24 protein-coding genes and 1 pseudogene are annotated in these 23317 nt (G+C 60.4%); 13 read left to right on the top strand and 12 right to left on the bottom strand.

The window, feature by feature from the left end:
- Window positions 1–53: 53 nt before the first annotated feature.
- The 8 genes from ACYP5B_RS12930 to ACYP5B_RS12895 all read right to left on the bottom strand — a co-directional run bounded on the left by ACYP5B_RS12930 (window position 54) and on the right by ACYP5B_RS12895 (window position 6704).
- Complete coding sequence (locus ACYP5B_RS12930; RefSeq protein ID WP_318235145.1) at window positions 54–779, bottom strand: amino acid ABC transporter ATP-binding protein; 726 nt, start codon at window positions 777–779, stop codon at window positions 54–56.
- 52 nt (window positions 780–831) lie between these two features.
- On the bottom strand, window positions 832–1491 hold the full coding sequence (locus tag ACYP5B_RS12925) for an amino acid ABC transporter permease (protein WP_459569888.1): 660 nt from the start codon (window positions 1489–1491) through the stop codon (window positions 832–834).
- 81 nt (window positions 1492–1572) lie between these two features.
- Entirely contained in the window at window positions 1573–2373 is an 801-nt protein-coding gene (locus ACYP5B_RS12920; protein ID WP_400097042.1) for a transporter substrate-binding domain-containing protein, read from the bottom strand.
- 45 nt (window positions 2374–2418) lie between these two features.
- A complete protein-coding gene (gene metC, locus ACYP5B_RS12915) occupies window positions 2419–3597 on the bottom strand; it encodes a cystathionine beta-lyase (RefSeq protein ID WP_459569887.1) in 1179 nt (392 codons plus the stop codon).
- 5 nt (window positions 3598–3602) lie between these two features.
- On the bottom strand, window positions 3603–4727 hold the full coding sequence (locus ACYP5B_RS12910; RefSeq protein ID WP_459569886.1) for a pyridoxal phosphate-dependent aminotransferase: 1125 nt from the start codon (window positions 4725–4727) through the stop codon (window positions 3603–3605).
- A gap of 171 nt (window positions 4728–4898) precedes the next feature.
- Window positions 4899–5030, bottom strand: a complete 132-nt coding sequence (locus ACYP5B_RS12905; protein ID WP_459569884.1) for a DUF6356 family protein — start codon at window positions 5028–5030, stop codon at window positions 4899–4901.
- 130 nt (window positions 5031–5160) lie between these two features.
- Entirely contained in the window at window positions 5161–6162 is a 1002-nt protein-coding gene (gene trxB / locus ACYP5B_RS12900) for a thioredoxin-disulfide reductase (RefSeq protein WP_459569882.1), read from the bottom strand.
- Between the two features lie 194 nt (window positions 6163–6356).
- Window positions 6357–6704 carry a DUF3088 domain-containing protein gene (locus ACYP5B_RS12895; protein ID WP_459569895.1) on the bottom strand — a complete coding sequence of 116 codons (348 nt, stop codon included), beginning with the start codon at window positions 6702–6704 and terminating at the stop codon, window positions 6357–6359.
- Between the two features lie 244 nt (window positions 6705–6948).
- Between ACYP5B_RS12895 and ftrA the strand changes: the two genes are divergently transcribed.
- On the top strand, window positions 6949–7959 hold the full coding sequence (gene ftrA, locus ACYP5B_RS12890; protein ID WP_459569881.1) for a transcriptional regulator FtrA: 1011 nt from the start codon (window positions 6949–6951) through the stop codon (window positions 7957–7959).
- Between the two features lie 66 nt (window positions 7960–8025).
- Here the strand turns inward: ftrA and ACYP5B_RS12885 are convergent.
- Both ACYP5B_RS12885 and ACYP5B_RS12880 read right to left on the bottom strand, forming a co-directional pair.
- Window positions 8026–8179, bottom strand: a pseudogene (locus tag ACYP5B_RS12885) (ISKra4-like element ISBusp5 family transposase); the annotation flags it as partial.
- A gap of 65 nt (window positions 8180–8244) precedes the next feature.
- Window positions 8245–9648: a GGDEF domain-containing protein gene (locus tag ACYP5B_RS12880; protein ID WP_400097053.1), complete on the bottom strand. Its 1404-nt coding sequence runs from the start codon at window positions 9646–9648 to the stop codon at window positions 8245–8247.
- Between the two features lie 351 nt (window positions 9649–9999).
- Between ACYP5B_RS12880 and ACYP5B_RS12875 the strand changes: the two genes are divergently transcribed.
- Complete coding sequence (locus tag ACYP5B_RS12875) at window positions 10000–11019, top strand: CBASS cGAMP-activated phospholipase (RefSeq protein WP_400097055.1); 1020 nt, start codon at window positions 10000–10002, stop codon at window positions 11017–11019.
- Window positions 11020–11129: 110 nt separating this feature from the next.
- On the opposite strand, the gene ACYP5B_RS12870 is transcribed toward ACYP5B_RS12875, so the two are convergent.
- Complete coding sequence (locus ACYP5B_RS12870; RefSeq protein WP_459569880.1) at window positions 11130–11387, bottom strand: hypothetical protein; 258 nt, start codon at window positions 11385–11387, stop codon at window positions 11130–11132.
- A 367-nt stretch (window positions 11388–11754) separates the two neighbouring features.
- On the bottom strand, window positions 11755–12990 hold the full coding sequence (locus tag ACYP5B_RS12865; RefSeq protein ID WP_459569878.1) for an NADH:flavin oxidoreductase/NADH oxidase family protein: 1236 nt from the start codon (window positions 12988–12990) through the stop codon (window positions 11755–11757).
- Between the two features lie 68 nt (window positions 12991–13058).
- Between ACYP5B_RS12865 and ACYP5B_RS12860 the strand changes: the two genes are divergently transcribed.
- The 11 genes from ACYP5B_RS12860 to ACYP5B_RS12810 all read left to right on the top strand — a co-directional run bounded on the left by ACYP5B_RS12860 (window position 13059) and on the right by ACYP5B_RS12810 (window position 23251).
- Window positions 13059–13532, top strand: coding sequence for a MerR family transcriptional regulator (locus tag ACYP5B_RS12860; RefSeq protein WP_459569877.1), 474 nt, complete (start codon window positions 13059–13061; stop codon window positions 13530–13532).
- A gap of 174 nt (window positions 13533–13706) precedes the next feature.
- The gene (locus tag ACYP5B_RS12855; protein ID WP_459569876.1) at window positions 13707–13958 is read left to right on the top strand and encodes a type II toxin-antitoxin system Phd/YefM family antitoxin; all 252 of its coding nucleotides are present in this window, start codon (window positions 13707–13709) and stop codon (window positions 13956–13958) included.
- Window positions 13948–14361: a putative toxin-antitoxin system toxin component, PIN family gene (locus ACYP5B_RS12850; RefSeq protein WP_459569875.1), complete on the top strand. Its 414-nt coding sequence runs from the start codon at window positions 13948–13950 to the stop codon at window positions 14359–14361. Before ACYP5B_RS12855 ends, ACYP5B_RS12850 begins: the two co-directional genes overlap by 11 nt.
- 579 nt (window positions 14362–14940) lie before the next feature.
- Window positions 14941–16659: a trypsin-like peptidase domain-containing protein gene (locus tag ACYP5B_RS12845; protein WP_459569874.1), complete on the top strand. Its 1719-nt coding sequence runs from the start codon at window positions 14941–14943 to the stop codon at window positions 16657–16659.
- A gap of 20 nt (window positions 16660–16679) precedes the next feature.
- Window positions 16680–17531 carry a protein phosphatase 2C domain-containing protein gene (locus tag ACYP5B_RS12840; RefSeq protein ID WP_459569872.1) on the top strand — a complete coding sequence of 284 codons (852 nt, stop codon included), beginning with the start codon at window positions 16680–16682 and terminating at the stop codon, window positions 17529–17531.
- Window positions 17532–17541: 10 nt separating this feature from the next.
- Window positions 17542–19293 (top strand): protein kinase domain-containing protein, encoded by a 1752-nt coding sequence (locus ACYP5B_RS12835; RefSeq protein WP_459569871.1) that lies wholly within the window; start codon window positions 17542–17544, stop codon window positions 19291–19293.
- Window positions 19294–19335: 42 nt separating this feature from the next.
- Complete coding sequence (locus ACYP5B_RS12830) at window positions 19336–19821, top strand: RT0821/Lpp0805 family surface protein (RefSeq protein WP_459569870.1); 486 nt, start codon at window positions 19336–19338, stop codon at window positions 19819–19821.
- A gap of 22 nt (window positions 19822–19843) precedes the next feature.
- Window positions 19844–20623, top strand: coding sequence for a S1 family peptidase (locus ACYP5B_RS12825; protein ID WP_400097072.1), 780 nt, complete (start codon window positions 19844–19846; stop codon window positions 20621–20623).
- Window positions 20624–20732: 109 nt separating this feature from the next.
- Entirely contained in the window at window positions 20733–21323 is a 591-nt protein-coding gene (locus ACYP5B_RS12820; protein WP_400097074.1) for an OmpA family protein, read from the top strand.
- 206 nt (window positions 21324–21529) lie between these two features.
- Window positions 21530–22024 (top strand): cupin domain-containing protein, encoded by a 495-nt coding sequence (locus ACYP5B_RS12815; RefSeq protein WP_318237246.1) that lies wholly within the window; start codon window positions 21530–21532, stop codon window positions 22022–22024.
- A gap of 507 nt (window positions 22025–22531) precedes the next feature.
- Entirely contained in the window at window positions 22532–23251 is a 720-nt protein-coding gene (locus ACYP5B_RS12810; RefSeq protein WP_459569869.1) for a hypothetical protein, read from the top strand.
- The last annotated feature ends 66 nt before the right edge of the window (window positions 23252–23317 follow it).

Here is a 23317-nt window from a genome sequence, read left to right as displayed (position 1 = left end):
CGGGGACCTTGATCGCCTTCGACTTCCCCCGCCTTCATGCAAGGTGGTGTGAGTCAATGCAGAATCTTTGCGAGGAATTCCTTCGCCCGGGCCGACTTCGGGTCGCCGAAGAAGGCTTCCTTGCCGGTATCTTCGACAATGGCGCCGCCATCCATGAAAATCACGCGGCTGGCGACCTTTTTCGCGAACCCCATTTCATGGGTGACGCAGATCATCGTCATGCCCTCGCGTGCGAGTTCGACCATGACGTCCAGCACCTCATTGATCATTTCGGGATCGAGCGCCGATGTCGGTTCGTCGAACAGCATGGCGATCGGATCCATCGACAGCGCGCGCGCAATCGCAACGCGTTGTTGTTGCCCGCCCGAAAGCTGCCCGGGGTATTTCCGCGCATGCGCTTTCAGGCCGACGCGCTCGAGCAGCCGCATTCCGTTCTCCTGTGCCTCCTCTTTGCGGCGTTTCAACACTTTGACCTGCGCCAGGGACAGGTTGTCGAGAATGGACAGATGCGGGAACAGCTCAAAATGCTGAAACACCATGCCAACCCGCGCACGCAACTGGGCGAGCTTGATCTTCGGATCGCCGACCATCACACCGTCCACACTGATCCGGCCCTGCTGAAACGGCTCGAGGCCGTTGACCGTTTTTATCAGCGTGGATTTTCCTGATCCGGAAGGGCCGCAGATGACCACGACCTCGCCTTTTTCTACCTGGGTGCTGCACGCATCAAGCACCTTGAACTGACCGTACCACTTCGATACGCCTTCGAGCGCGATCATTGTTTTGTCTCCTACTTGCAGATTGCTTTCTTCGGGGTTCCGACCAGTTAAATCAACGCGTCACTGGCAGTGTCAGACGCGCCTCGAGGCGACGCTGCACCCATGACAATCCGGTGCTGAACAGCCAGTAGATCGCTGCTACCGACAGATACAAGGGAAGCGGCTGGAACGTTGATGCGATGATTTCCTGGGACGACCTGAGCAACTCTGTCACGGTGATGACGGACACCAGCGACGTATCCTTGATCAGGCTGATTAGCGTGTTGCCGAGGCTTGGCACGGCAAGCCGCAAGGCCTGCGGGCAGACGATGTAACGCAGCGTCTGCAGATGGCTCAGCCCGAGGCTGTGCGCTGCGCTCCATTGCCCTCTGCCGATACCGAGAATCGCGCCGCGCATGCTTTCCGACAGGTACGCGCCGGCATTGGCCGTGAGGGTAAGAATGCCGGCGCTGGTGGGATCCAGGGAAATGCCGAGGTCTGGCAGGCCATAGTAGACGACAAACATCTGCACCAGCAGCGGAGTGCCGCGAATGACACTGACATAGGTGCGGGCAATGCCGCCAAGGATTGGACTGGTGCTGATACCCATGATGGCGACCACGATCCCGACCAGCAGGCCGAACACCATCGACGCCAAGGCAAATTTCACGGTGATCGCCGCTCCGTGCAGGAGTACAGGCGATGCATGAATAACTAGATCAAGAGATTCCATGATTCAATCCGTAGCAGTGGCCGCGTGGCCGGCCGGGCCCATGCCTGCAGCGATGGAGCGAGCCGGCCGGCGTGGCAGCGATTACTGGGCGATGGGTCTGCTGGCGTCGGTAGCCAACCACTCGATGGACAGCTTGCGCAATGTGCCATCCTGCTGCAACGCGTTCAGTGCGTCGTCAATGGCTTTGGCAAACTTGGGATTGCCTTTGCGGAACGGGATGCCCATCTCAAGCTTCGTGCCAGCGAGCAGCGCGCCGGTGCGTAGCGGCATCTTGGAGTTCTTGATCAGGTACGGCAGCATCAGGCGGTCATTGAGGGCGGCATCGATGCGCCCGGCCGCTAGGTCACGCAGGTTTTCCGACGTACCCGGATAGGTTTGCACCAGGATACCCGGCACAGATTTCGCCAGTTCGGCATAATTGCTGCCCAGGGTGACGCCGACGGATTTTCCCTTCAGTTCTTCAAGCGAATTGAACTCGCGCTTGTCATTGCTGCGCTGAAGTACCTGGACCGCGGAATAGACGTATGGCTGGGTAAAATCCAGAGCCTGGCGGCGCGCCGGCGTGATGCCCACCTGGTTGACGATGACGTCGAACTTGCCGGCTTGCAGGCCGGCAATGATGCCACTCCACTCGGTGGTGATGAACTGGACCTTGAGCCCCATCTTGTCGGCCACGGCTTTGGCCACGGCCACGTCAAAGCCGTCGAGCTGACCGTCGCCATTGCGATAGCCAAAGGGTGGGTAAGTGCCCTCCATGCCGACTTTCAGGACACCGCTGACTTTGACCGAATCCAGCAGATCTTCAGCGTGCACGGCGGGCGCCGTGACATTCAGGAGGGTCGCGATGCACGCGCTTTGCAACAGCAACTTCAGGGATTTCATGCCTTGTCTCCAATGTAGGAATCGATATTTTTTTGAAGGGCAACGCTATTGCCCGACAAGTCGGTGGAACGCGTCTTCGAGATCGGCGATCAAATCCTCCTTGGCCTCAAGGCCCACGTGCAATCGAAATGCCTGGCCGGCATACGGCCAGGCGGCTGCGGGGCGCTCCTCCTTGGGATCGAAGGGCATCACGAGACTCTCGAATCCGCCCCAGGAAAAGCCCAGGCGGAACAGCTTCAGGTCGTCGATGAAGGCGCGGAACGCCTCACGCCCGTATCCGGGCTTGAGTACGACGCTGAACAATCCTGAAGCCCCCGTGAAATCCCGACGCCAGAGTGCGTGGCCCGGCGCACCAGGGAGCCCAGGGTGCAACACCTGGGCCACCTCCGGGCGGCGCGCCAGCCAATCGGCAATGGCCAGTCCGCTACGCTGATGCCGCTCAAGGCGCACGGCCATCGTCCGCAAGCCCCGCTGCGCGAGATAAACGTCGTCCGGGCCTGCGTGCTGACCAGTGGCGAAGACATAGTCGCGCACCGTGTTCCATGACTCACGGTTGGTCGTGATCACACCCATCAAAGCGTCCGAATGCCCAACGATGTATTTCGTCCCGGCATGCACGGAGACATCCACGCCGTGTTCGAATGGCTTGAAGAACAAGGGCGTGGCCCACGTGTTGTCCATGACGACGACCGCGCCATGCCGGTGTGCGACCTTCGCAATGGCAGGAACGTCCTGCATTTCGAACGTCTGCGAACCCGGTGACTCGGCGAACACGAGGGTCGTGGCCGGACGGAACAAGGCCGCGATGTCGGACCCAAGCGTGGGGTCGTAGAACGTCGCTGACACGTTGCAGCGGCCCAGTACCGTTTCGACATAGTGGCGCGTCGGGCCATAGACGCTGTCGCTCACCAGGATGTGATCGCCGGCTTTGACGAACGCCATGATCGCGCTCGTACACGCCGCCAGGCCCGACGACACCAGCAGCGAACGGTGCCCGCCTTCGAGTTGCGCCAAGGCATTCTGCAACGCGAAGGTGGTTGGCGTGCCTTTGCGGCCGTACCACATGACATCCGTGTCGGCGCCCGACATGGCGTGCCCGCGCGCTTCCATGTCGTCGAGATTGCGAAACGTCACGGTCGACGCATGGAAAACCGGCGGATTGACGACGCCGCCGAAATCGTCCGGATCGATGACGCCGTGCGAGAGGTAGGTATCGGGGGACATCCGGATTACCCTCGCCTGGCGCTGTTGACCATGTCGCCCAGGCGCTCCAGTCCCATGCGGAGATTGGACTCGGGCGGGCCGAAGGAGAAGCGCACCCAGCTTGCGTCGATATACTCGGTCGCTCGCTGCTTGCCCGGGTTGACGTCGAAGAACCTGCCGGGCACGGTCATGACCTTGCGTTTGAGACCCTCGGTAAAGAAGGTGTCCGCGGTGTTCAGCGGTGCGGGCAGCCGATGCACTCGGCCCCACAGATAGAACGTGCCGTTGCCGGGGCAGGGGATTTCGACACCCATTTCGGTCAGCGCGTCGAGCATGATGCGGCGCTTCCTGGCGAATATTTCCCGCAATGCGGACGTTTCCTGATCCGCACGGTCGTGTTGCAGCGCTTGCACGGCAAGCCGTTGCACGATCGTCGGCGGGCCGCCGTCGATGGCGCTTGCCGCACGGCTGATCATGTCGATCACGTCGGTCGGCCCCACCACCCAGCCTACGCGCAGGCCGGGGTAACGGTGATTCTTCGTCAGGCCGTCGACGATGACGACCGGGTCCGTCTCCACGTCCTCGACGAACTCGGCGGCAGACACCGGCTGGTCCGCGGGGGCGTGGCCATCTTCGAACACGAAGTGCGAATAGAATTCGTCGAGCAGCATCCAGCAGCCCGTGTCGCGCGCCGCCGCCACATACTGCGCCAGCGCTTCACCACGCACCACGGCGCCCGTGGGGTTGTTGGGATTGCTCCACAGCAGCGCATCCAGTTCTTCCCTGGCGATCAATCCCTCGAGCGCCGGCGCCGGGATGGCAAAGCCGTCTTCGGGCCCCACCGGCAGCGTGACCGGCGTGAAGCGGTGGCGGTGGTAAGCGATCAGATCTTCGTAGGCGGTGTAGTCGGGCACGACATGGCCCAGACGAATTTCTCCAAGGGTGGCGAGCAGGCGCGACAGCGCAAGCCGCCCACCGGACGCGATCGCGACATTGTCCCTCGTGTACTGCGATGCCTTGCCGCGACGATAGCGACGGTTGTAATCGTCCGCGACCGCCTGACGCAGGGCATCGATGCCGCCGACCGGCCCGTAGGCGCAATCGGTGACGTCAAACTGCAGCGAAGCCAGCCGTTCCGGCGCGCCTGCCATGGGCCCGACTTCAGGCTGCCCTTGGCCGAGGTTGCACCAGTCGGGATGACCGTTCCGGAAGCCTAGCTTGACGGCTTCGTGAACGACGTGGATCACGCCCATATAGGGGACCGGGCGTAGCAGGGAAGACACTAGTGAGCTTGTCATGTTGTTGTCGAAGGGGGGGATTGCTTATCGGTGACGCGACGCCATCGAAGCGAACAGCAGCGACGCGCCAAACGAAAACGGTGACGACATATGCCACGGATAGCGCTCGCCTACCGATGCGGGATGCGCCTTGAAGAGCCGGAATATTGTTCTCATGGTGGGGGCGTGATCTGGTATTGCGCGTCGTCTGGTCCTGAATTGGAAAGCCGGTTTCGCGCTGTTTGTGAGAGAAATCATAGTGATAGACTCCCGCAAAATGCTTCCAAAAACTCCCACGATCGCGCTTCTAATTGGAAGAATTTTCTACTGGGATGGAGCCATGAAGAAATGCAGGCCCCGGCGTACTTTCCAGATATCGCTGCGCATCGAGCGCGGCCATGCAGCCCGTGCCGGCGCTGGTGATCGCCTGCCGATAGATGTGGTCCTGCACGTCGCCAGCCGCGAACACGCCCGGCACACTCGTGCCCGTGGCGTTGCCGCAGAGGCCGCCGTTGGTGATGATGTAGCCGTTCACCATCTCGAGCTGGCCCTTGAAGAGGTCGGTGTTCGGCTTGTGGCCGATGGCGATGAAGACGCCTTGCAGTGCGAGTTCGCTGGTCTCGCCGGTTTGCGCATGCCTGATGCGAAGGCCGGTCACACCGGCCCCATCGCCATTCACTTCGTCGAGCACGTGGTTGCATTTGATCTCGATGGCGCCTTGCCTCTCCTTTTCGAGCAGGCGATCGACCAGGATCGGCTCGGCGCGGAACTTGTCGCGGCGATGGATCACCGTGACCTTCTTCGCGATGCCAGCCAGATACAGCGCTTCCTCGACTGCCGTATTGCCGCCGCCAACCACGGCCACATCCTGCTGCTGGTAGAAGAAGCCATCGCAGGTCGCGCAGGCGGACACGCCGCGGCCCATGAAGGTTTCCTCGGACGGCAGGCCGAGATACTGTGCGGATGCGCCGGTCGCGATGATCAGCGCGTCGCAGGTGTACTCGCCGGATTCACCGATCAGGCGGATCGGCTTCCCGTCGAGCTTTGCCGTGTGGATGTGGTCGAACACGATCTCGGTGTTGAAGCGCTCCGCGTGGTCGAGAAAGCGCTGCATCAGCTCTGGGCCCTGCACCCCCGTTGCGTCCGCCGGCCAGTTTTCGACATCGGTCGTGGTCATCAGCTGGCCGCCTTGCGCCAGGCCAGTGACGAGCACCGGCGACAAGTTGGCGCGCGCTGCATAGACGGCGGCGGTATATCCGGCAGGGCCGGAACCGAGAATCAGGACCTTGGCATGCTTGGGCGAAGACATTGGAGAATCCGTAGCTTATTCAAGAGACTTCAGGCGATTGCCTGAAGCGATTACCGAACAGGGTCGAAGTCGAGGCCCGCCACGCATGGGTACCGCAATGTTGCGGTAGACGATGCCGCCGATCGCAATGGTTGCGATGGCGCGCCGGGGCTGCATGGAAGGCCTCTTCACGCATGAGTCGGGTTGGGCTGTAGTCAGGAGGCCGGACGCGCCACACCGTACTGCGACGACAGGTATCGACGGATATGGTCGGGCGAATCGATAAAGCGCGTCTGACCGTGTACGTGAATCTCCACACCGTCATCGACCGGCGCGCGCCCGGGGCCGAGCACCAGGACTGGGGCGGACTGGTTCGCCTCGCCGATCAGTTCGACAATTGCCATGCGAGGGCGGGGCGCATCGATGTATTCGACATCAACTTCATTGCGCAACTGCGGGAAGAAACCGAGCAGGCCTTCAACGGCAACGGAGTCTCCACAATAGAACGGACCTTCCGAGCCTGAAAAAAAGCCGGGGCGAAGCATGAATAGTTTGTCTTTCACTTTCACTCTCTCTGCGGGTTGAAATTGCTGGCGGACGCGCGTCGCTTGCCGTACCGCGAACCACCGACCACAGGATAAGCAGTGCAAATAAAACTCACCAGTGGCACGAACGACAATTTGCGTAAAGATCGTGCCAACTTGAGGGGAGTGGCGGCGACTAGGATCGCAGCACACGCAACAGACATGGGGGAGAGTCTTGCGAGACGTAGTGCAGATGGGGCAAAATCAATCGCTAGTGGCATCAATGCCAGTTTCCGTCCATATCGTGCCAAAGACCAAATCACAATCATCTGTCAACGCCGGACTGGTTGCTGTCGTCGTGTATGATGGCCTGAGCCTCTTTGAATATGGCTGCGCCGTTGAAGTGTTCGGTCTGCCAAGACCTGAAATGGGCGACAGCTGGTATCGCTTCACGACCTGTTCCGCCGAGTCGGGAAGGTTGCGCGGTTCGGGTGGCATCCAGGTACAGGCTGACGGTGGCCTCGAACTCCTGGCCAAAGCGAAGACCATCATCATCCCGGGGTGGCGCGGTATCGAAGCGGACGTCCCGCCGGAACTTTGCCGCGCGTTGAGGAAGGCGAACAAACGCGGGGCGCGCGTCATGTCAATCTGCACGGGCGCCTTTGTCTTGGCGGCAGCAGGGTTGCTCGACGGAAAGCGTGCGACTACGCACTGGCGTCATGCCGCAGCACTCGCGGCGCGATATCCGGAAGTCCACGTGGAAGCGGACGTGCTCTACGTCGATGCCGGCGATGTCCTCACGTCTGCCGGCAGTGCGGCGGGAATCGACTTGTGCCTCCACCTGATTCGCCGGGACCTTGGCCCGCGCGCAGCCAACCAGGTCGCACGCCGACTAGTCATGCCACCCCACCGCGAAGGCGGGCAGGCCCAATATATCGACGAGCCGGTCTCAAAGCGTAGCGGCTCTTCGCTGGCACCCTTGGTGGACGCGGTGCGCGCAACATTGGACGAGGGCTGGTCGATTGTCAGAATGGCAAAGCAAACGGCGATGAGTGCCCGAACCTTTCAGCGGCACTTTGTCAGTACGATGGGGATGCCGCCAGGGGAGTGGCTGCTTTCCGAGCGCCTGGGCCGGGCCAGGGCATTGCTCGAAGAGACCGGCTTATCCGTGGATGAAATCGCGGTGCAAGTCGGTTTTGGTGCTGCAGCCACCTTGCGCAATCATTTCAGGACTCGGCTTGGAACCAGTCCGGGTTACTACAGGCGACGGTTCAGCGCATCCGAGGCACACTGATTACCTATCCGAGTTGTAGCGAGAGATCGTGAGCGGAGCGCAGCACGATTTCCCGTTTAGCGCTGGGGATTTGCCGACGGCCATTGTGTGATTGCGGATGGTCACGTGACTGTCGCGTCCGGACGTTGGCAGCAAGAGGTCCATGACCTGCTTGGCCTGCCGGTAAGGGCATGGTGGCGCCGAGTTCGGCATGCAGCCAGCGCAACTCACCGCGACGAGCGGCAAAAGCTACAAGGCTCGGCAGTCAATAGAATTTCCTCGCCAACCGCGGCTTTCAAACAATTTCTATAGGGCAATCACGCAGTTGCGACCCTCGTCTTTCGCACGGTAAAGCCGCTCGTCGGCCGCGCGAAAGATCGCGTCGATCGTGTTGCCGTCGCGCCCAAATTGGGACACCCCAATGCTGACCGTGATGCCAACACTACGCCCAATCTCGCTGTCAAAGACAGCGTTCTCTATGGCTGACCGAATTCGCTCGCCAATTGAAAGGCCTACATCAAGCGGGGCCTTGGGAAGCAAGACCATGAATTCCTCTCCCCCAACTCGCGCTACGCCGTCATAGGGGCGAATCGCTTCGAGGCATTTGTGCACGAACCCTTGTAGTACCTCATCGCCAACTTGATGCCCGTAGTGGTCATTGATTGATTTGAAATGGTCCAGATCGAGCGCAAGGACGGAGAACGGCGCCCCGTCCCGCTTTGCGCGCGCAATCTCAGTTTCGACAAGCTTGATGAATTGGCGTCGGTTCACTGCGCCAGTGAGCGGATCAGTGGCGGCCAGATACTCCAACTTTTGATTCGTTCTTTGCAGTTCTTGAAGCGCGCCTTCTGTTCGTGCCATGGCAACCGCCAGGCGAGCCATCATTTCCTCCTGACTGTAGATCGTCGCGAACGAGCGCGTTGTGTGAAACGCCTGGATGATCCCATAGCTCAGAAAGAAGAAGCCGCCGGCAAAGATCGCGTGGGCAAGCCACCACATGTGATTCCAGGGGCGACCGAGGATAAATGCGAGCGAAGATAGCGCGAACGCAGTAATCGAAATGCCAAAAATCAGCATGAGTGGCGAGCGGATTCGGCGAATCAGCAGGACCACGACGTTCAAGACGGAACAGACTAGCGCGCCCCCTTCCATCGACAGTCGCACCCACAGGCTGCCCGCAATGGCTGTATTTGCCAAGTAGGCGACCGCTATGTCAATCAAAAGAAACGCACCAATCCACTTGCACCAGTACTTTAAGTTCGAGCGTTTCTCGACGGCATCTGGCGATCGTCCGAATGAAATCAGGCCGATAAATAACAGTATGGACATGACGAGACGTGAAGCTGGTCCATAGAGCAGGAAAAGCCAGATATTGTGGTGAGCCAAGCCGGTGAACGCCCCATGCAGAGTGTAGATCAGCACAAAGCCGAGAAAGCCCAAGGTCATCCAGCGCAACAAGGATTCCCCCGAGGACATGTAACAGCGCCATGTCACATACGTGACGAACAGGCCCTCGAGTGTTGCTGCAGCGATTGCGACTTCGTGAAACAGGTGGTTTTCGAACTTCAGCGTAGGGTCTTGAAAGAAGAAAAGGTAGGCAACCAGACAGGCTGGAGCTAGTGCAAATATGAGGACGAGAAACCGTGCGTAGGTCTTGGTCACCAGGCGGATAGTTGCGCCTTGTTCATCGATTGTTGCGCTCACGTTCATGGACCTTCTCCAGGGAGGATCGGCTGGTCTTGTATGGCTCATGGCGATCCGCCTCCAGGGAGCGGTACGCGCATGCTTGACAATATATACTTGCAATTCCTCGGTGACCGAGCGTTAAATTAACGTAACATCAGATATTAACGAAGCCTCATCTCTATTACGCTTCCAAAGGAATGCCAAGGCTTGCTCAAAAAGCCAGCGTCAGTCGACGCTCCTGTCTCGACGTAGAGATCCTGAGCCATTCCAGTGTCGTCTACCGCTGTCGTCCATGAATGACTATTATGCTTCTTGCTGCACAGTCCCGTGACGTGATTGAGGCGTGTCATCGAAATCCCAGCGAGGAGGTCCCGAATGACAACTGCAGGCTCAGAACGGTTTCAGATCTTGGCGCTGTCAGGCGGAGGCTTTCGCGGCCTGTATACGGCCAAGTTGCTGGCTGACTTCGAAGACGAGATTGGCGCGCCAATCGCCACTCGGTTCGATCTTGTAACGGGCACATCGATCGGTGGCATTTTGGCATTGGCCATCGCGATGGAAATCCCTGCGCAGCGCATTGTCGAACTTCTCGCCAACCATGGGGGAACGATTTTCAAGCGACGCTGGTCCCTGGCGGGAATATGGCGCGCACCATTTTCTTCCGCGCCGTTACAGTCGCTGCTTTGCGACAGCAAGATATTTGGCGACCAGGTCCTCGGAGCCTGCAGGCATCCGGTCATCATACCGGTAATCAATTACTCGACTGGCAGGCCGCAGATCTTCAAGACCCCGCATCACCCGGATTTCAAGCGAGATCATAAATGCCGGCTGGTAGATGTGGCCATGGCGACAAGCGCGGCGCCCGCATACTTCCCACGATATACGTTCAACAACAATCAATACGTTGACGGCGGTCTTTACGCCAATGCGCCTGGCATGCTGGCGGTTCACGAAGCGCAGTCTGCCTTGGGTCAATCGACCGACCGCATTCACGTGATGGCAGTCGGTACCATGTCATCGAAATTCACCGTCAACCCACGTCGAAACCGGGAGGGTGGGACATATGACTGGGGAGGCGTCAATCCGGCAAATATGCCAAAGAGAGTGTTTGGATTGTCGATATCGGTGCAGGAGGCGCTGAGCGATTTTATGCTTGCGCATCTGCTCTCCAAGCGCTATTTCCTCGTCGATGACGATCTCACCGACCAGCGCGCGCGTGCGGTCGCGCTTGATAGGGCTGACGGCGCTGCGAAGGAAGTATTGCTTGGCGCCGCGACTGAACGCTCCAAGATCTGCATCGGAAACGAAGATTGCCGATCCTTCCTCACCCATATAGCTCGCCTACCAATGTTCTACTACGGAGAACGTACCAATCAAACCACCTTGGCCGGGTGACAGCGGTGAGCCGAAAACGAGCAGGACGCCGCTGAGGTGGCATCCCATTTGATGACTTGAATGGTGGGCGAGGGTGACATTGCTCGGCGCGGGTCGATGGTTGATCTGCGCTACAGCCGTTCGCTCACTTCATGGGCAGCCAGCAACTGTGAAATCTCGGACAATCCCATTGCCTCGGCCATCTCGCGTGGGGTTTCGCAGTCGTCGATGCGCGTCCGGCTAGTTGCATCCGCACCAGCCGCCAGCAGCATCTTTACCGCAGGAAAATTGCGCACGCTCACAGCCATGTGCAGCGCGCTATAGTCGTTGATGCCACGCTGCGTAGGATCGGCGCCAAAGGCCAGCGGCAGCCTGAGCACCTCGATCACATCCGTTCGTGCGGGTGCGCCTGGCCGGGCGAGACTACATGAAAGCGCCGCAATCAGCGGCGGAAAACCCGCGTGATCCACCGGCCGCGGATCCGCCCCAATCTCGAGCAAGGTGCGGATAAGGGGCAGCGGGCTATGGTAGATCGCGCACTCCATGCAAGGCCCAATCCCCCCGCGGCATGGGTCCGTTGGGAATGCAGGCGGGATCATCAACCGCCGCCCCCATCTGACATAGTGAGGTCTGTCAAGGGATCGAGTCGAGCTATTCTCGGGGCGAGGCATTGCTGCAGCGACGAGGAATTCATCTGCAGCGTAACGCTATATCGCATTGGTTGAGCGAGTTTGAGTTTCGCCGCCAATGCGATGCTCAGATACGTGTGTCGTTCCACTCACGGTAACGCCGCGTCAATTTGCGCGTCCGGATCTGGTCGATCACGAGACTGTAGACCGGCGAGTAACAGCGCCGCGGGTGCCCGCCTGCGGCGATTGCGCGCAAGCGACGCTTGACGAGCGCCATCGTCGCGAGTCCGGCAGCTGCCTTGTCCTGCCATCGGACCTGGACGATCGATGCGTCTACAGCCTGACCGTCGCGCCAGCGATTCGGTAGGTCCGGTACGGACGCCAGCGCGCTCGCCATCCCGGCGACGTCGACACCTTCGTGCAGTACCGCTTCCGCGATCGACTGCCGGCGAATGCCGCCCGTCGTCATCACCGGCATCGCCGCGATGGCGGCAACGTCGCGGGCGAACGTCAGGAAATACGCTTCGCGGGCCAGCGTGCGGCCGTCCGCGGTGCGGCCTTGCATCGCCGGGCTCTCGTAGCTTCCGCCGGACAGCTCGACGAGGTCAACGGCCTGGTCGTTGAGCCACAGCACGATTTGCCGGGCTTCGTCCTCGGAGAATCCGCCCCGCTGGAAGTCGGCGGAATTGAGTTTGACCGCGACGCAGAATCCGGACCGAACTCGCGCACGTACCGCACGCACGACAGACAGCAGAAGTCTGGCCCGGTTTTCCAGCGAGCCGCCCCATTCGTCGTTGCGCCGATTGGTCGGCGGCGACAGGAACTGCGAAATCAGGTAGCCGTGTGCCGCGTGGATCTGCACCCCGTCGAATCCGGCCGTTTCGGCCGCCGCGGCCGTGTCGGCGAAGCGCTCGATGACCTCGTGAATCTCGGCCGTCGTCATCGCGCGCGGTTCGGCGAACAATTTGCTGTGCCGGCCGAGGTCGAGCGCAACGGCGGACGGTGCCCACGCCTGGTGACCCAGCGCTGCAAGAACCTGGCGGCCCGGATGATTGATCTGCATCCATATCCGGGCGCCATGCTGGCGAGCGGCGGCCGCCCACCGCTTGAACGGTTCGAGTGGCGTGTTCCGCTCCAGCACGACGCCGCCGGGACCGGTCAGCGCTCTTCCGTCGATCATCACGTTGCCGGTGATCAGCAGTCCCGCACCGCCGGCACCCCAGGCGGCATAGAGACGCCACAGTGCCGCGCCGGGCAATTGACCTGCGTCGGCGAGGTTTTCCTCCATCGCGGCTTTCGCGATGCGGTTGGGCAGGGCGCTGCCGTTGGGCAGCGTCAGCGGAGTGAAAAGCGTAGTTGTCATCGGATAACCTGTTCGGCGGGTACGATGCGCCTATACTAAGCTTCAAGCTCACTTTAAGGTCAAGCACGATGAAGATCGGCGAACTCGCGGCGCGCACCGGCATGACGACGTCCGCGATCCGTTTTTACGAACAGAGCGGGCTGTTTCCCAAGGCAGGCCGTGGCCCGAATGGCTACCGTAACTACGACGACGCCGCAGCGGAACGGCTGAGGCAGATTCAACTGGCGCGGCGGCTCGGTTTCTCGCTTGAGGAGATGCGCGCCGCGGTCGAGGCAATGAAAGGCTTCTCCAAGGAGGGGCTGCTGGAGCGAATCGACCAACGCTTGCGCGAGATCGACGAACTTCGCGCGAAGCTGGACGGGCAGTGCGCGGAACTGCACCAGATACGCGACGCGCTTCAGGCCGAATGGGCGGCGGGGCGGTGCTTCAAGGTCGACCAATTCGAATCGTCGGCGCCTGTCGCAGCAAAGAGCCGTCGCTCGAAGCGAACGGCTCCGACACATGATTTTGCCGGGCGGAAGCGGCCGGCGAGCCACGCTTAAATGCCCGAAGCGCTTGTGAGTAACTTTTAAGGCATTTTCAAGTGTTCAGGGCGCCCTCAGGGCTGAAAGGCTAAGCCCGCGAGTCCGCGGGCTTTTTTCATACCTGTTGATTTTGATGGTAGCGATGGTAGTTGAGAGTACAATTTGTACAAAACGTACAAATTGGAGGTGTCCATGCGAACCGTAACAGCGAGCGAAGCCAAGCAGGCCCTTGCTAGTGTGATCGAAGCGGCAGCTCGCGAGCCGATCGTGATTCAGCGACAGAAGCGAGACGTTGCCGTAGTCATGTCCATGCAGGAATATCAGCGCTTGACGCAGCTGAATGTGGCAGAGTTCCAAAGGTTTTGCGATGTGGTCGGGGCCTCGGCTGCCGCGGCAGGCATGACGGAGGAGAAACTGGCGGAGCTGCTGGCCAGTGATAAGTGATCGCCGATTGGTACTGGATACCAACGCGCTGATCAGGCGATTGCTCGCTCCCACTGGCGTGGCGGCAAAGGCGGTGGACCATGCGCTGGCATCAGGCGTTTTGTTGTTGTCCGAGGAGACGCTGGGCGAGTTGGTTGAAGTCCTGGCCAGGCCCAAGTTCGACCGCTATGTCTCTATCGCGGATCGCCAGCATTTCCTGCGGTTGCTGGGAGGGGTTGCGCGAATTGTCCAGATCAGCCATCGGGTCGCGGCATGCCGCGACCCCAAGGATGACAAGTTCCTCCACGTAGCGCTCAACGGCGAGGCCGAAGTCATCGTAACGGGGGATGCGGATTTGCTGGTCCTGCATCCTTTCCATGGCGTCGATATCGTGAGTCCGGCAGTGTTTCTCCTGCGGCCGTAAAAAATGCAGGAGCGGCGGTGCTATACATTGGCGACGAGCTCACCTGCGTGTTCGTCGAGCACGGTTCGAGGACGTTAGCAGGTCGGGCAAATGTCCGTACTGAAGATAGCCGAGCACGGCCAAGAGACTTCCATTACACCTCGCGAGCAGTAATTTTCCAGGGTGGTTCGCACTTTTGCGAACCTATTCCGCATTACCTATACTCATTCGAGAAGAACCACTTTAGCGTCACATCTAGCGCCAAAAAGCGCATTTCGAGTGCCCGGGGGGAAGGCTGCCAACAGTGCTCTCAGACGAGACGCCTGCCGGCACTGTTCAGGGGCGCGCAATGCGTTGGCGGTCCTCGCATTTGTCCGTGTTACGCCTGCGTTCCATTGCGATGGGACGGGGCGAGGCTTTGTCGCTTCACGTCATGCCGGCACGGGCGCAATCCCGCGACAGCGTTTCGGCTGCTGAACAGAGGATCGTTCCCACGCTTGCGCGTAAGACAAGAAAGACAAGGGTCAGCATCGGCCGCGACAAGCCCTGCGATATCGATGGCTTTAAAAAAGCCACCCGGCAACCATAAGGGAGACCGGGATGAGACGCATCATCATCACGCATCTATCCGGCTCGAAGGCCCATCAAATCGAGCAATTCGAGGTAGACCGGTTCGATAAACTGATTCTGGGTCGCGATCCGACCGCCACCGTCGTCTTTGATCCGCAACGCGACGATCTGGTGAGCCGTCAGCATGCTGCCATTCAAATCAAGAAAGACGATCCGGCCCGCTACATGCTGGTCGACCTGGGCAGCAGCAACGGCACATTCCTTAACGGCCGCAGGGTCGATGATGAGACGCTACTGGAGCCGGGTGACACCATCGAACTGGGCGAAGGCGGACCGCGTCTGGCGTTCGATCTGGAACCTCGGCCCGTTCCTGCTCCCGCACCGACACGCTTGAGCGCGAAAGCGTTAGCTGAAACGCGCGTGGGCCCTCCCACGGCTGTGCCTGCCTCCGCCGTTCCCGCGACAGGGCGGGCCAGCGCGCACACGGGGGCAATGCAGGAAACCCGGGGCGGCCAGCCGCCGGCGGACACAGTCCGCGCGGGGCCGACTCCGGCCACGGATGATCGCGTGGGCAAAGAGACCGTGCTGCGGATGATGAATCAGGAAAGGCGCTCCACCGGGCGCAGGCTGATCATCGGCGCGGGCGCCGCAGCCGTGCTTGCAGCCATCGTCGTCGGCGCATTTGCGCATTTCGGCATTCTGTTTGGCAGGAGTCCTGAGGCGATCGTCGCAGAATTCGGCGAGGCAACGGTGGTCGTGGAGGCCCGCTGGCACATCGTTGACAAGAATACGGGCCGCCCCATTTATCAGCGTATTTGCATCGTCGAGAACCTGCGACTTCCCTGCTATCTCCAGATCGACAACAATCCGGTCCAGCGCTGGCTGACGACCGACGACGACGATCATCGCGGCATTCCGATCGAGGTAGGGGGACGTGGCAGTGGCTTTGTGGTCAAGGACCAGGGCTTCATTCTGACGAACAAGCACGTCGCGCAAGGATGGAAGGTGCCGGGCTGGATGGACTTCGACTCGAATGGCGGCATACTGATTCGTATCTCGACGGGCGGCCAGGGTGAAATCACCATGGCGCGAATCAACCCAAAGGCCTATCGACAGCTTAAAGGCTGGGATTTCGACCACGCGGTGAGGTTGATCAGGCCGAACTTCGCGGCACCAGGAGGCATGGCGCTCGGTACCATGTCCCTGGCCCTCCTCGAGGGCCGCAACGAAAGCTTGTCGGTACGCTTCCCCAATACGCGGGACAGCATCGAGGCGCGTCTTGTCAAGGCGTCGGCCGAAGCGGACGTGGCGGAAATCAAGATTGACGCTACGCGCAAACTACCCACGATCAACCTTGCATCGGTGGGTACACGACCGCGCGTGGGCGAGCGGGTGACAGTGCTCGGATATCCAGGCATATCCGAGGAAAAGCACGCGCTCGTTCAATCGAGCGAAGGCGGCAATATTACCAATTTCGTCGAACTGATTCCTCAGCCTACGGTCACGGAAGGCATCATCGCGAAGGTCGGCGACACGGTCAAGTCTGAAAAGAATGTCCAGACTTACGATGACCTGGGTGATGTCTACCAGCTTACCGTGACCGCGACAGGCCATGGCAATAGCGGCGGCCCCGTGTTCGACGGCGACGGCAAGGTGATCGGGCTGTTTACCTATTCCCGCTCGATGGGCGACGAACGGGTGACTTTCGCGGTCCCGATCAAGTACGGACTTGATTTGCTCCTTAACTGAGTCCAACGGGGAAGCTTGCCATGTGCGCCGACCAGGCTCGTAAAGCAGATCAATCCCGCCTCATGGTCAGGTGTGCGATGCTAAGCGACGTAGGTTGCGTGCGCAGCCAGAACGAGGACGCGGTTGGCTGCATGATTCCCCGCGAGGACGATCCGTTTGCGCATGCCGGCGCGCTGGCCGTGGTGGCGGATGGAATGGGAGGACATGCGGCAGGCGAAGTGGCGAGCCGGATTGCGCTGCGCACGGTGCTTCACGAGTATTACCGCGATCCGGGCCTGCCCACGGAGGCGCTGAAGAAGGCATTTGTCGTTGCCAATCAGGCTATTGGGGAGCATGTCGCCGCCGACCCGAGCTGCGATGGCATGGGAACCACCTGTAGCGCGGTTGCCATTGTCAACGACCTGGCCTATATCGCCCACATCGGCGATAGCCGGATCTACCTGCTGCGCCAACGCGAGTTTCGGCAATTGACGGAAGACGACTCCCTGGTCGGCGAGATGTTCCGCGAGGGTCTGCTCACAGCAGAAGAGGCAAACAGACACCCCGACAAGAATGTACTCCTGCGGGCACTCGGAGCGCCGGAATATGAACCGGCCGTTTCACCGGATGGGTTTCCCCTCGAACATGACGATGTCCTGATGCTATGCACTGACGGCATCAGCGACCAGATCGATGACGCGACGATTGCGTCGGTGATCATGCAGTTTGAGCCGGTCGACGCCTGTCAAAAACTGATTGAGCTCGCCCGCATGGCAGGAGGGCTGGATAACGCGTCGGTCGCCATCTGCAGTTTGCAGCGGCAACCGACGAGGCGTGGCGCGTCAGTTCGCTCAACGCGCGAGACCAACGTCCCCCCGAACGTAACGGGTTGATGGATTCGCCATGTCAGTCAGGCAGATAGGCCACTACGAAATCCGCACCCTGCTAGGGCGTGGCGGGATCGGCGAAGTCTATGGCGCCTTCGATACCGAGCTCGAGCGTGATGTGGCCATCAAGACCCTGCGGCCTGAACTTAGCCTCGACAAGGGCTTTCTGGACCGCTTTCGCTCGGAGGCGACCAGCCTTGCCAAGCTGAATCATCCGAACATCACGACGCTGTATGCGCTGTTCAGGGATGGCGACACCACGTGCATGGTGATGGAGCTTGTTTACGGCCACACGCTTGAGACAATCCTGCAGCGCATTGGCAAGTTTCCCGTGCGGGATAGCCTCGCGGTCATCATTCAGGCCGTCATGGGTTTGCGCTACGCGCACAAGATGGGCGTGATTCACCGGGATATCAAGCCGTCTAACCTGATGCTCACGGAAAGCGGCACGCTGAAAATCATGGATTTCGGCATTGCGCGCATTCAGGGTTCGCAACGCCTCACGCAACAAGGCGATGTCGTCGGCACACTGGCTTACGCCTCGCCGGAGCAATTGCGCGGCCACGAGGGCGACGGCCGCAGTGACCTGTATAGCCTTGCGACGGTTCTGTACGAGCTGATATCCGGGCGACTGCCTTTCAACGCAACCAGCGACTATGAGCTGATCCGCGCGCAGGTGGAGACGGTACCGCCCCCTCTGGCCGCATTGTGTCCGGACCTCGATCCCGGCGTCGAAAACGCACTGATGCGGGCGCTTGCCAAGGTGCCTGAGGAGCGGTTCTACACGGTAGAGGACTTTGGCCGCGCATTGGGGGCTTCGCCGCTGCTTGCGGACGCGCCCGATATCGTGCGCGAAGGTGTGCTTCAGACGTACAACGGGCTCGATCTTCAGGCGACCCGTGTCGCAAGCGTGAACACAGGCTCGAACACTGGCTTGAACACAAGCGCGAACCCGAGCGTGAACACGATGGCGAACCCGAGCGTGAACAGAGGCGCCCGACTGCGCAGCCATGTGGATTCCGCTAAAAGCACTGCGAGCACTGCGAGCACTGCCAGCACTGCGGCACCCCCAGCATCTGCGCCGGCTGCAAACGAATCGCAATCCCGACCAGTTGCGCATCCTCCAACCTACAACACGAACATCAAGCCGGATCCGGTGCTAGCGCGCCCACGGTCACGCGTTATCGGCCTCGGCGCGGCTGCCGCCGGCCTGGTCATTGGTGCGGGCATACTCTTGATGGCACTCACGCGGCATCCGCAACCCTCGCCCGCAACGCCCTCGTCGACTGCAAATGTGCCGCAGCAGATTACCGTGCCCGAGCCACCCGTGCAGGAGCAGCCGATCAACCTGCCACCGATCGCTCTGATTCCAACGCCTCCGGCCCCAGCGAATCCGTCGTCCCCCCCGGCAGGACCGAACGGTAGCAATCCGGCATCGCGGCAAGCCAGGCCAGACCTTGAGGGAAATGTCGCCCAAGTGCTCGATTCGGGAGCCCTGATCGTCTCGGGAAAGATTGTCAACCTTTCCTCCATACACGGTGAAGACGGAAAGCCAGCCCAGGCTATGCAGCGTTACCTCAAGGGCAAGGGCAACCAGCTTCAGTGTTTTGCAAAAGACAAGGCTTTCCAGTGCTTCGCGGATGGAGAAGACATTGGCGAGCACGCCCTTAGAAACGGCTGGGCTCGCACAAGGGACGGTGCGCCGGCGCGATATGCCACTGCCGAGCAGGAGGCAAGACGCGCTCGCGCCGGTGTCTGGGCAATGTAGTCATTGGGAGCGATCTCGCTTGATTGTCGAAGGAAGAATGCAATGAACAAATGGACTTTAGCAATTGGTTGCGCCGCGGCGACCAGCGCGATTCTTGTGGGGTGTGCGCAGGGCGATTCGACAGGCATGAACAAGACCACGTCGGGCGCACTGATTGGCGCTGGGGCCGGCGCTGCGCTCGGTGGCCTCTTCAGCCATGGCAATGCGGGCGCCATTGTCGCGGGCGGCATGGCCGGTGCGCTGCTTGGCGGCATCATCGGCAGGGAGATGGATGAACGCGACCGCGAAGCGCGCCAGGCCGCGCTAAGACATGCCTTGCAGACTGCCGAGAACAACCAGCCAAGGACCTGGCATAACGCAAAGACGGGGAACTCCGGCACCATCAAACCGCTCAGCGGGTATACGAAATCACCAACTGCCCAGACGTGCCGGAAATTCACCGAGACCTATGTGAAGGAAGGAAAGACGTACGAGCAGACTTCACGGGCATGTCGTAACGCAAGCGGTGAGTGGGAGCTTGCCAGCTAATAGTGATTTCCCGAATCTGTCCATGTACCGACGCGAACGCTCCTCACTGTTGTGCCTGCTATTGGCAATGGGGTCGATCGGCATCTGGCCTGCGTGCTGGGGAGCGGAGCGTACCGAGGTCTTCGATATCGGGCATCTCGGCGGCGACATGAAAGCTGCGGGCGCCCGAACGCATGCAAGCCGCGCCGCCGGAAAGGACAAAAGCCACGAAGGGATGCTTCGCAGTGGCACGGCGTTCTTTGTGACCCAGTCAGGCGAAATGCTCACCAGCGCGCACGTCGTTCGCGGTTGCCAGCGGATCAACGTCTGGCCACGCGACATGACGAGCGTACCTGCATCGCTGGTGGCAATCGACGACCAACTTGACGTGGCGCTACTCGCAACGAACCGCGCCGTGAAGACGGCTGCACGACCTCTCGCCATATCCGTCCATCAGGGCATGTCGGTCTATACGATTGGCTTTGGTCTCACGCCGTCGTCGCCTCTTGTGCCTGTCATGACGCGTGGATACGTGCGCGGCACCGCTCAGCCCAAGGGCCATCGTCTTCTGGTACTGCGCGCCGCCTTGCATGAAGGCAACAGCGGAGGCCCGGTTGTCGACGCACAGGGGGCACTGCTTGGCATGATCGTGGGCCAATACACGAACAACCCTGAACTCAGCGTCGCGGTTCGCGCTCAGGACCTTGCGCGGTTCCTCGACGCGAGGCCAGGCGCGCCGACGCCTCCCATCCTTCAGGCTCCGGAAATGAAGCCAGGCGCAAGGCTTCGCCAGATTTCGGCTCTCGTTCAATGCCTGGAATAGGAGTCCTTGACGGACCTGGAGCATCCTATTGGAAACCGATAATGATTGGCGCCGATCGTGATGGCGCGTCGCACTGGCGTGGAAACGCCCAAATACCTGGAGATCCAACATGGCAAAGATCACCCATGTCACTTTCGGTGTGCACCACTTGCTACGCATGTCGATCGCGGCGCTCTGCATCGTGGCCGCCTGGCCTGCCGCTCACGCCGGCGATAACATCATGCGGGAACAGGATATCAGCGAGGAAGCGATCACCAATGCCTTGACCCCGCAAGACGCAGCCGACAGGAATGAGACGCTCGGCATCATGCACCGCGATGTCTATGCGGCGCAGGAGGCCGGTAGCCCGACAAAAGATCCATCCACGCATTTGCTGATCACATTCAACAGCAATTCGTCGAAACTGACCGAAGGTGCGCGGGCCGCGCTTGGCAAGGTCGCTCGCGGGTTGCAGTCAGTAAAGCTCTCGCCATACAAGTTTCGAATCGAAGGGCATGCGGACCCACGCGGCTCGGCAAATGCCAACCTGAAGCTCTCCGAGAGCCGTGCCGCGGCAGTGGTGGAGTACCTCACCCTGGAGGGGGGCGTTGCCACCGATCGTCTGACGCCGGTCGGCAAAGGCTCTACCGAGCCGCTGAATCTGCACAATCCCGCTGCGCCCGAGAATCGTCGCGTGACCATCGTCACCGTGAAGGATTGATCGCGAGGGATTTGGCGGCGCCTCAGCGATCGGAATACATCGGCTGAAGCCGGCTCCCGGCGTCGGTGGATTTGCCGGTCTATGTCGTGGTTTGCTTGTAAGCTCGGCGCGCTTGACTACGATGATTGCAAGGCACCCTTGGAAGCGATGTGGCGGCCGCTATCTGCCGCCCCCGGGCAGGCGCCGAGACAAGAAGGAGAAGACACATGAAGACGTGTTCCCTGCAGCTTGCGCCACTGGCGGCGGGCCTGCTGCTTTCGTTGGGCACCGCCATGCCGGCATGCGCCGAAGAGCCTGCCATGGCCGGGATGGAGATGGTCAATCCATCCGTGATGAAATGGGGCGATGCACCCGAATCGCTGCCCAAGGGTGCCAAGCTCGCGGTGCTCTATGGCGACCCCGGCAAGGAAGGCCCGTTCGTGATTCGGCTCAAGACGCCGGCGGGTTACAAGGTGCCGCCGCACTGGCACACCCAATCCGAGTACCTGACTGTTATCTCGGGGACGCTCTATCTTGGCGCAGGCGACAAGATGGACGTTGCTCAAGGACATGCGCTGAAGACGGGCGGCTTCCACTATTTGCCGGGCAAGGCACACCACTACGCGTTTTCCAAGACGCCGACCGTCATCCAGATCCACGGTTCGGGCCCGCTCGACATCAACTACATCGACCCTAAGGATGATCCTGCGGCTAAGCGGTGAACGCCCCGGGCACTGCGCCGGCGGTTTCGCTGCGCCCGGGCAGCGCGATGAGCAGCTGGGTGCCTGGCGCGCTGCCATGAGCGAGCATTCAAGCACGTCGGGCATCACCGATGGCCTCGACAAGCCCCGCTTCTTCCAAGGCACCGAAATCGACAAGGTTTGCGCCAATCTCTAGATCCGGGTGCTAGGTGCGGTCAGATATCTCTCGATCTGAAAGAAGCGACACTCCGTCGCCGGAAGCGAGAGGGCACCTGGCAATACGGAACGAGTGGATCAAATATGCATTGTAATGAGAAGCATTGGCAATTATATTGATTTAAGGAACCTTTTGCGCGAACGGTATCGCTGCGTTTGTCGCTATTGCTTTTAGCGCGGGTTGCGCGGCGTCTCTTGGGTACGCGCCGCCGGCGCTAGATGCTTGAGGGCGGCTCTCTGACTATGCTTTGCCAGCGCGGCGGCGCGCGTCTCAAGTTGGATTAGCGGGGCGATGGTCGTCATCCGTGTCGCATGTGGAGCAATCTTGAATGGAAGGGCAGGACTATGAGTCGAGAGCCGGAAATTGATCTACTCGAGATCAAGGCCGAGAGTGTCGAGTTGCAACGCGGCCTGATCGTCAATCTCGTGTCGTCAAGTTGCCAGACCGAACCTGTGAAGGCGGTTTCCTATCAACACCAGAGCGACTACATTCACTTCAATTGCTTGATGCAAGGGCGGTTCGAGGCCAAGGTGAGGGACCAGACCATCGCGATGTCGCCGGGCGACTTGAATGTGGGGTTTGCGAATGGCGAACGGTTTGGCATAGCGCATTGCTGCAGTTTGCTCAATGTCGAACTGATGGTTGATTTTGAGTTGCTCATGGAATTGGCCGGCGGCGACGGTCCATTGCTGGACGACATCACCGTCGACCGCTTTTTCACCCGTAGCCGCCGCGGCTGCCAGCGTGTGAACGCGGCGGCGGGACAGTTGGTCCACTGTTTCCAACAGGCCCGAGATGCCAAGCTCTTGCTGTCTTCCGCCTCGCTCGAATTTCTTTATTGGCATCTGCAAGCCTTTCACGCAGACTGCCGGCATGGCGATATCTGCCTGCGGGAGCGCCGCAGACTGCTGGAAGCGAGGGACTATCTGTTGCACGATCTCAGTGCGCCGCCCACCATCGCCGAAATCTCCCGCAAGGTGGGGCTCAATCAATTCAAATTGGGTTCTTCAGACTTTCCTGTGGGTAGGTAGTACGCTTTCGCGCATGGCTTGGTAAGGAGGTGTGCGATGGACAGCGTGGAACTGTACCGGCAGCTG

It is taken from the genome of Cupriavidus sp. 8B, assembly GCF_054589115.1.
The sequence above is the reverse complement of the archived record's forward strand: the minus strand, read 5'-3'. Positions and strand labels throughout refer to the sequence as shown.